The sequence below is a fragment of the Flavobacterium sp. genome (assembly GCF_049590715.1).
Lineage (GTDB): Bacteria > Bacteroidota > Bacteroidia > Flavobacteriales > Flavobacteriaceae > Flavobacterium.
In genome coordinates this window covers 1-2,239 of the sequence record NZ_JBAWDL010000087.1, presented here as the reverse complement: position 1 = coordinate 2,239, position 2,239 = coordinate 1, and the positions used below count along the sequence as shown (strand labels likewise).

Here is a 2,239-nt window from a genome sequence, read left to right as displayed (position 1 = left end):
GATCCTTTTCCTCCCTTTCCAGAAGAAACAAATATTTTTACATAATCTACAAAATTCCCTTCAGTCATGTTTTTTTGTTTAAAAGTTTAAACGTTTAAACGTTTAAACCAGTTCTTAACCTTTTAAGGTTTTCACCATTACTTTATCAATCTTTGCGCCATCCATATCGATGACTGTTAATTCCATTTTTTGCCAAACCAATATTTCGCCTTCTTTTGGAATATGTGTTAATTCGGTCATGATTAATCCGCTGAGTGTGGTCACTTCATAATCATTAATTAAATCGTCTAATTCAAAATACGTTAGAAAATCGTGCAACGAGTAATGTCCGTCCACCAACCAAGAACCATCTTGATTTTCTATCAATTTAAATTCTTCTTTATGAAAATCAGAAGCGTCACCTACTAAGGCTTCTAAAATATCGTTCAACGTTAGCATTCCTTGAAACACACCATATTCGTCAGTAACTAATGCGTATCGAATATTTGTTTTTTTGAATTGTTCCAAAGCTTTATAAGCCGTTGTGTATTCCATCATAAACGGTGCTTCACTCATAATTTTTGGCAAACTAAAATTTTCACCATCGATATTGGCAAAAATACTTTTCAAATCGACTACTCCCACGATATCATCATAGTTCTCCCCATACACGGGATAAACGGAATGTATTTCTTCTAAAATACTCGTTTTAACCTGTGCTTTATCCGCATCTAATGGCAATAATATAACCGCTTTCCGATGTGTCATTAAAGAGTTTATTTTTCGGTCACCAATGTGAAAAACACGCTCTACAATGTCTTGTTCTATTTCTTGTACTTCGCCACCTTCAGTACCTTCTTTGATGATAGCTTTGATTTCCTCTTCGGTTACTTTTCCATCGGCAGTGGGTTTTATTTGTAGTACCCTTAATAAAAACTCTGTTGAATTGGTTAACAACCAAATAAAAGGTGCAGTAACAATCGAAACGAATTTCATAGGCATAGCAACCGACTTAGCAATCTTTTCAGGATAATTTAAACCAATCCTTTTGGGAAATAATTCTCCTAATACCAATGAAAAAAAAGTCAATATCACCACAACGATTCCAACAGCAATTGAAGAAGCATAAGGCTTTAAAATTTCAAATGAACTTACAAAAACTCTAACATCTGTAGTGATTTTGTCTCCTGAATAGATCCCTGTTAGAATTCCGATGAGGGTAATTCCTATTTGGACTGTTGACAAAAATTCATTGGGAGAATTAGCTAATTTCAGTGCCATTTTAGCACTTTGATTTCCTTTTTTTGCCGATGATTCTAATCTGTTTTTTCGGGCTGAAATCAAGGCGATTTCGGACATAGAGAAAAGTCCATTCAGTAGTATCAGAAAAAAGATGATAAATATTTCCATTGTTATGTTTAGCCCAGATGGTAGTGAAAAGCCCGGAGTACTTATCCTTTATTTTTCTTGCCAGAAAAGAGCGACCAGCGGAAGCTCCTTTTATGGCTTAGAAAAATAAAGGATAAGAACGAGGACTTGTAACGTACAGCTGGAAATTGCTACAAATTATCAATAACTTGTGTTAATCTTTCCGTAATTTCTGCGATAGTTCCAATTCCGTTTACAGCGTGAAACTTATTTTGTTCTTTATAGTACCCGATTAGTGGTGCTGTTTTTTCGTTGTATTCGTCGTAACGATTGCGAATTTTTTCTTCGTCTTGGTCATCAGCTCTTCCAGAAGTTTTTCCTCTTTCTAACAAACGAGCCACAAGAATATTATCATCAGCCTCAAGTGCTACAGTTCCTGTAATTCCCCAACCTTTGCTTTGCAAAAAAGCATCCAAAGCATCCGCTTGAGCAATTGTACGTGGAAAACCGTCAAACAAAAACCCTTTAGAATCTGGATTTTTACCTACCTCATCTTCTAGCATTTTGATGGTAACTTCGTCTGGAACCAACTCTCCTTGGTTGATGTATGATTTAGCCAATTTTCCTAAATCAGTATCATTTTTCATATTGAAACGAAAAATATCTCCTGTTGAAAGATGTGTCAAATTGTATTTTTCTTTCAAAAATTCGGCTTGTGTTCCTTTTCCTGCACCTGGTTTCCCAAATAAAACAATGATAATCATATTCTTTTTTTAAATTTAAAGATTTAAGAATTTAAAGATTAAAGATTGCTACTTTATATCTAAATTTTAAATCAGTGAGAAATTATTTAATTATACTAGATTTTTTTTTCTTGCTTCTTTTTTCTTGC

2 protein-coding genes are annotated in these 2,239 nt (G+C 34.1%); both read right to left on the bottom strand.

Features of this window, described 5'->3' with window-relative positions; genetic code table 11:
- Window positions 1–114: 114 nt before the first annotated feature.
- A complete protein-coding gene (locus tag WBQ70_RS04385) occupies window positions 115–1,389 on the bottom strand; it encodes a hemolysin family protein (protein ID WP_423911091.1) in 1,275 nt (424 codons plus the stop codon).
- 149 nt (window positions 1,390–1,538) lie between these two features.
- Window positions 1,539–2,111, bottom strand: a complete 573-nt coding sequence (locus WBQ70_RS04380; RefSeq protein ID WP_423911088.1) for an adenylate kinase — start codon at window positions 2,109–2,111, stop codon at window positions 1,539–1,541.
- Window positions 2,112–2,239: the final 128 nt, after the last annotated feature.

What these genes read in the sequence shown, in the direction of transcription:
- WBQ70_RS04385 (WP_423911091.1), bottom strand. Translation starts at nt 1,389, where the DNA reads ATGGAAATATTTATCATCTTTTTTCTGATACTACTGAATGGACTTTTC.
- WBQ70_RS04380 (WP_423911088.1), bottom strand. Translation starts at nt 2,111, where the DNA reads ATGATTATCATTGTTTTATTTGGGAAACCAGGTGCAGGAAAAGGAACA.